4 protein-coding genes are annotated in these 7,314 nt (G+C 42.8%); 1 reads left to right on the top strand and 3 read right to left on the bottom strand.

The annotated features are described in order from the left end of the window. Positions 1-446: transposase (locus JMX63_RS08200; protein ID WP_201571971.1), on the top strand; the 446-nt coding region annotated here is incomplete at its 5' end. Between the two features lie 571 nt (positions 447-1,017). On the opposite strand, the gene JMX63_RS08195 is transcribed toward JMX63_RS08200, so the two are convergent. The 3 genes from JMX63_RS08195 to JMX63_RS08185 form a co-directional block, all read right to left on the bottom strand. Then, positions 1,018-2,646 (bottom strand): long-chain-fatty-acid--CoA ligase, encoded by a 1,629-nt coding sequence (locus JMX63_RS08195; RefSeq protein ID WP_201571969.1) that lies wholly within the window; start codon positions 2,644-2,646, stop codon positions 1,018-1,020. A 562-nt stretch (positions 2,647-3,208) separates the two neighbouring features. Beyond that, positions 3,209-3,610: a hypothetical protein gene (locus JMX63_RS08190; protein WP_201571967.1), complete on the bottom strand. Its 402-nt coding sequence runs from the start codon at positions 3,608-3,610 to the stop codon at positions 3,209-3,211. Between the two features lie 1,158 nt (positions 3,611-4,768). Further along, complete coding sequence (locus JMX63_RS08185) at positions 4,769-7,306, bottom strand: DUF927 domain-containing protein (RefSeq protein WP_201571965.1); 2,538 nt, start codon at positions 7,304-7,306, stop codon at positions 4,769-4,771. Between the last annotated feature and the right edge of the window lie 8 nt (positions 7,307-7,314).

The raw sequence follows: 7,314 nt of genomic DNA, 5'->3' as shown, positions 1-7,314 counted from the left end.
ATATGGTGCGCTATTCGATGAAGTTTGTACCTTGGACGGACAAGAAGGCCGTAGCAGCTGATTTAAAGGCCATCTACGGTGCTGATACGCTTGAGATGGCAGAGGCCAACCTTGAGCACTTTGATGAGACTTGGGGCACAGAGTACCCGCATGTCATCAAGTCTTGGCGCAATAACTGGGAGGGCTTAACGGTGTTCTTTGGTTATCCTAAAGACATCAGAAAAGCGATTTATACCACCAATGCGATAGAGTCGCTAAACAGCGTGATTCGAACGGCGGTGAATAAGCGTAAGGTGTTTCCCTCTGATCAGGCAGCATTCAAGGTAGTATATCTGGCAACCCAGCAGGCCTCTAAAAAGTGGTCGATGCCAATCCGTAACTGGACGTCTGCTCTGAATCGTTTTATGATTATGTTTGATGACCGTATCAGCAAGCATTTAATCTAAAGGGCAGTTACACAGAATCTGGGATGGTCTCGTAGATAAGGACGATGCTTCAGGTTAACCTCACACTTGTTGTAAGTCTAGCAACGGCTTCTGCCTTTCCAGATTACGTTTATAGCTTCTGTTATACTAAAAACTAGTCAAGCGATAATATTTAGTTACTATTAAATTATAAAACTGAAAAACAAATCTAAAGTATACTCACAAGTGTACTAAAATATATATTTAAATATTTATCTATATACATCAAACACTTAACAACAATTAACCGTTCCGGCTCCGGGTACCATTACATAGTCCTATACTATCTTATAGAACAACAAAGCCTCTGATATCAGGGGCTTTGTTGTATCTGGCATTCTATATACTGTCCTGCTTTATCTATCTCAATCTGTGCATCTGATGTACATTAATCTCTCAGTGCTCGTTTGAAATAATAATCATGATAAGTGATATAGATGACGAGCATCTCAAACGCCCTACTCACCTATACCACTATTCTTAAAGAAACCTATCTAGATTACACACTTGGTTTTGCAAGTAGCATTGTCAATTTATGCTCTTAATAGCCAAATCAGCTATCTAATAACACGTTGCCATAATCATCACGCAGGTCTTTTTTGACCATTTTGCCAGCGCCATTTAGCACGATGTTATCTACAAAGATGACTTTATCGGGTATTTGCCAGCTGGCGATTTTACCTTCGTAAAAGCTTAGCACTTGCGACTCATCGATTTCTGAATCTGGTTCTTTCACTACAATCAATACTGGACGCTCGCTCCATTTTTTATGCTTTGCAGCAATAGCGGCCGCCATTCTTATCTGTGGATGGGCGACTGCGATGTTTTCCAGCTCTACTGACGATATCCACTCCCCACCAGATTTAATCAAATCTTTTGAGCGATCCCGAATATTCATATAGCCATCGGCATCAATGGTTGCAATATCGCCTGTGTCGAACCAACCATCTCCAGTTATCGCATCAGGGTTCTCGGTGTAATAATCGTTGATGATCCAATGCCCTTTGATCTGTAAACGACCTTGAGACATACCATCTTCTTCGACTCGCTGTAGCGGCTCGTCAGTATCTATGAGACGTAGCTGAACGCCGTAGGGTGGACGACCTTGAGAGTTACGCAACTCATTAATCTCATCTTTACTCAGCGATTTATGCTTGGCTTTTATTTGATTCATCGTTCCAAGTGGGCTGGTTTCTGTCATGCCCCAACCATGCACCGCATCGCAGTTAAAGTCTTCTCTGAACGTTTTGATTACTGATGGTGGGCATGCGGCTCCTCCGACAATAGTACGCGTCATGCTATCAAGCTTACTACCTCTGGCTTTGGCAGCGGTCAATAGACTTTGCCAAATCGTTGGAACCCCTAGAGCAACCGTGACATGACAATCATCGATGAGAGATACTAGGCTATCACCATCAAGATTCGGACCAGGAAGTATGAGAGAGCAACCAGTCAAGGCAGCTGCATAAGGTGTGCCCCACGCATTGACATGGAACATCGGTACTACTGGCAGTAAAACATCTTGTGCAGAAAGCGCGGAGACATCAGGCATGCATAACGCCATCGCATGTAGCACAGAAGATCGATGCGTATATAAAATTCCTTTAGGGTTACCGGTAGTTCCTGAGGTGTAGCATAAAGAGCTGGCTGTTGCTTCATCAAATTGAGGCCAGTCAAAGTCAGTCGAGTTTTCTGCTAATAGCTCATCAAAGAACAGTACATTAGGCAGTTTTTCGACGATACTATCATCTCGATCACTTAGACAAATGAAGTGTTCAACACCTTTGATATGCTCTTTGATTGCCATAATTAGCGGTAGGAAAGTAGTATCAAAAAATAGTACACGATCATCAGCGTCATTGATAATGTAGCTAAGCTGCTCAGGGAACAAACGTGGATTGATAGTATGGCAAACCATGCCACTGCCTGAAATGGCATACCAAGCTTCTAAATGACGTCGATTATTCCAAGCCAAAGTTGCTATGCGTTCTGATGATTTAAGACCCAGTGTAGCCAATGCATTGGCCAATCGTTTTGAGTTATCTGAGACAGTACGCCAATTGGTATGAGTCATCTGTCCATCGACTTCTTTGGACAAAACCGCCGTATCGCCATGATAACGGGCAGCGTGTTCGATTAGACCACTGATCAGCAATGGCTGGTACATCATTTTCCCTAACATAATACATTCCCTGTAGTTATTTGAAAGTCCGCTTATTCTTGCTACTGCATCGCCTGATGCGAAGAATAGGCCTCAACTAAGAATAATTAGAATTATTCTTTAAGACAAGCTAATATTATGTTCTCTATAGACAACAAAAAATTGTGACTTAACTTCAAAAACTTAATGATTACTCTATATAAATAGTTTTTACTTTCTCATCAAAAGTTTGTCAGTATCATTTTTTTAATTAACCATAAAATTTGGACAAAAAAATCCGACCACCTAAGTGATCGGATTTTTAATGTTTGGTGGAGATGGCGGAAACTAAACTATAGTTATAAGTACTTGATAATAAATATTATTAATAATTTTAAAATAGACGATACCAACCATAATACCAACAATCGTTTTTTATTTTGCTGTTATTCAATGCCTACCCTATCAACTAAAGATTATTTTGTAATTATTTACTGCTTCAACATACTAGGGTGGTGTAATTGTTCAGGACTTCACAAGCGGTGACCGCTGCCATATGCATATTTCTTCGTAAGCGAAATTAAAAGTTTAGCTCATTGGCTTTTTACATACCGCTTTCTGATCTAAGTTTATCTAATTGCTGTTGTACCTGCTTGCACCTATCTAGCCCCATTCTAATAGCTTCGGACAAATCAGCATTAGGCTTTATGGCGTTTGGTACGGTTGCTGTCATACCGCTTTCATCTTGTCTCTGTTGAGCTAGCTTGTTTAATGGTAAGCCTACTTTCGACTCATCATTAATCGTATCATCAGGATAATATGTTACTTCGTTTAAACTGCAAGCAATATGACCATACTCAGTAGTAAACGGGTATGACTCAACATTGCCATAACCTGACCAATATAGATCATGAACAGTTATAGCATCATCAACATTATCAATCGTATTTTTACTAGGCTGGCAAGCTGTCAGTGATAATAAGATTATAGGGATTAACTTGTGCATCTATTCGTCCACTGGTGTCCATTCAATACACTATACCTTAGCATGACTGACAAACAGTGTGCTTTAACTTTTTAACTTGGCTTTAACCTACTACTGATCGCTGTAAGCCCTACTCTTACGATACTTGTCGCAAAACTACCTTTAACCTCTTTTTGAAACGGTTTTTATTTTGTGCGTGTGAATGGTGGCGGTGTCCTATGGTTTGCCTGTTTAATCTCGATTTATAGCCCCCCTCGATACCTGTACAGAAAGTCCCCTTTTTATGGACTCGCAAAAGTCCCCAGTCTTTTTATAGTAGTCCGAAAAACTATCCCTTTTATGGACTCCAAGTATTATCTTGGCTGCCCTCTAAGATGTCCGAAAACTAGCCAGCATTGGCATAAACTGCACCCGTGCGCGTACTGTGCCCATAACTCTAACGTGTCCAACAATCTACCTCGTACTTGTTAAGAAACTACCCTTTTTATGGACTCCGAAAACTCCTTTTTATATTGCGCAAAAACCCCGTCATTGGTGCTTGCTTCGCGCGCGTGCGTACTGTTCCATAAACTCATTTTTAACCCTGCTTATGATGTCCGTAAATTGCCCCTTTTATGGACTCCGAAAACTAGGTAACGGTAAGATTACGGTAAGGATCAAGCCAGCATTGCGTGGTGTGTGATTTGGTTTTGAATAACAAGTTTTGACAGGTTCTAGCCTGTAGTTTCCTGTAGTAGTGAGTGCTACCAACGTTAACAAATGTTAACAGGCAAGGCGGTGCAAATTGATTTTGAATGTACGGTTTTGACAGGTTCACTACTTCGTGTTTTTATTTTGAATGTTGGGTTTTGTTGGGTTTTATTGGGTTCTACGATGTCCAAAAACCTAGGGGAAACCTTAGGGTTTCTTTACACTATAAAAAGGGCTTGGCAGTGATCGCCTAGCGTGTCCGAAAACTTGAATAAACCTTAACATAGCTTAACATGCTGCCAGTCATCAAACTGATCTCACAATAAGTATTAGGCATAAAAAAAGGCAGACGATAAACGCCCACCTTAGTTTATTTTTGTCTGCATCTGCTTTTTTGCTTGGGACACTTGGGACAACGGGACAGCGCCCGTACTTACTGGCTTTCAGCTGTCCCAGCCCTTTTTTAGCCTTTGGGACACTTGGGACAGATTAACAAATTGAGCTATTTTGTCCCAGCTGTCCCAGTGGTGTTTTAATACTTGGGACAGGTTCTAGCCCTTGTGGTGTATGGGTTGTCCCAGTTGTCCCAGCTGTCCCAGTGGTTTTTGTAGTTTCACAACTTAATATCTCACTTTTGACCGCATAAACACGCTGGCGGTTCTTTATGAATGGTAAAGGCACTTTGCAAGTCTTACGGTCATTCTCAGTCACATTCAACAATCCAGCTTCATCTAACACTTGTAAGACTTTGCTTTTGTTAAATGGTGAACAGACTTCATCAAAGGTACTGGTAGAGAAATAGTATTCCCCTGTGTCGTAATTGTGATAGCCAGCGCGGTTGGTTATCTTGGGTTCAAAGTCTTGGTATGTGTGAATGTGGCAAGGCTGAAAACGACTTGATCCGTGCTGTTCAATAAACGCTTTGATATGATCTATGATTTGGCGCTGCTCATGCTCACCATCACGCCCATAGTTATCAAGCCAATTATCTAAGCATGTCATAACGGCTGTCGTTGCTTGTCCTGCTTGCCAGCCCGTTATACCTGCCTGTGTTGCTATCTCACCAGCTGCGCTCACGATAGCGAACCGTTTAGCCACTCTATGCGCTTGTGCTGTCAGGTCGCTGTACTGACTCATGAAGTTACTTACAAGCTGCCCAGCGGTGGCTGTGGTCGCTGCCTTGTCACTGGTGATATGTTCTAGCCATGCTATGCCAGCTGATCCATAGTAAGCGTGTGACAGCTCTTTGATCTTATCGGCTTGTGCTTCGCTTGTTTTTGCCAGTACCAAACTATCAAAGGTCTTTAAGCCTTTGCCAGCGTCAGCGTCTATATGTGCGACTCGAACCTCAATACCTGCATTGGTTTTCTGTCCTGCTTGCGCCATGAAGTTTTGTAGCGACTCCTCACCATTAGACAAAAAGATAATGCGCCATGTTTTGGCTATACGATTGTGTCCCGTGGTGGTGCTACGCCCTTTACCTTGACCATTAGCCAGCATGTAAACGGTTTTACCTACTATTTTGGGATCACATTCGCTGATCTCATCAAGTGGTAAAAAACTGTCGTTGTGCTCGCTTGCTGTGCCCTCCAGTGCGTTGTCAGTGCTGCGCCATGTCTTAACGTACCTGTCAGGATTGCCCCATACACTAGCAGCCAATTTAAGCGATAATGACTTGCCCATGCTCGATGAGCCTAAGAGGTGAAAACCGCCCCCGTCATACTCTAATAGCTCCAGTAATTGACCTGCAAACGCGCAAGCAATAGAGAAAACAAAACGGCTTTGTTCGGCAAGTGGTTTGCATAACTCATCACGCCACTGGGCTAGCTCTCCTTGCTGGGTTAAGGTGCTGTTAATGCTGTTTGCAGACTGATAGACGATAAGCTGCTTACCATCGCTGCCTATTGCCCTGTCAGGTAATATATATTGCTTATCGTGCCAGCCCAACTTATCCACGCATAACGCCCGTTTGTGAATAGGGTAGTTTTGAATATAGGTGTCTAAGTAGCTGCGCTGTTTGGGGTTGGTGGTAATGTTCAAGCCTTGACTGGCAAGCTCACGGCGGTATTCCCTTGCATCACCTTGTAGTAGTGCTAACGGCATTGACCACGTATGCAACACACCATCATCATCATGCCATTGTAATAACCGCCCCCATGTACCGCTGCCTGTGTCCCGTGTCTTAGCGATAACCTCAAGCGGTGAACAAACAAACGCCTTAAACTTGAAAGTAATGTTTGCTGGCTCATCATCGTTATACTTCACGAAAAACAGCCCGTCATGGTAGAGCTCAAAACGCCCATCACTATAGATCATCGGTTCATTCAGCTGGGGATCATCGCGCCATTCAGGATAGTAGGCAGTATCTTGTAAATTGATTAGCTGGGTGTCACTGTCTGCCAGTATCGCTTCATAGCTGTCATGCTGCATCATAGTGACGATATGAGCCACAGTAACCAATGCTTGCGCCTTTACACCTGCCAATAGGTTTATCAAGCCCTTGTCATCAAGCGTCATAGGTACAATTACTTGTGATCCGCTGCTCCAGTGCTGCACAACCTTTTTAAGGCATTGCTTTGTTTTGTAAGGGCTAACAATGATTGTCTTATCACTGCTCATTAGATAGCTGTAAACCTCGATACCATCATCTAGGTTATCAAGTGCTATTACCTCATGGGCTTTGTTTGGCTCACCAATGACGATAGCGCCATACCCTGTAGGATCAATGACAATAGGCTTTGCTTTGCTGTTTGGTGTGTAGAATACCGCGCCTACTGTATCGCCTTGTTTGTCGGTCAATGCTAGTGCTATCGTGCCAGCGGTTGCTACTATTTGCGCGTCATCTGTAGTAAGATCATCTGTAATATTTATTAGACTGTTAGGCGGTAACAGCTGCAATAGTTTAATCAATAGATAATCATCTGCTAGCCCTTGCCGTGTGGCTGCATCAAAACTATTCAGCAATTCCGTAAAGCCTGTGCTAAATGCATGGGCTTTTTCATGGGTGTCTGTTGGTGTGGTGGTCATCTGTTCCC

Source organism: Psychrobacter nivimaris, assembly GCF_904846365.1.
Lineage (GTDB): Bacteria > Pseudomonadota > Gammaproteobacteria > Pseudomonadales > Moraxellaceae > Psychrobacter > Psychrobacter nivimaris_B.
This window is presented reverse-complemented; position numbering and strand designations above follow the sequence as displayed.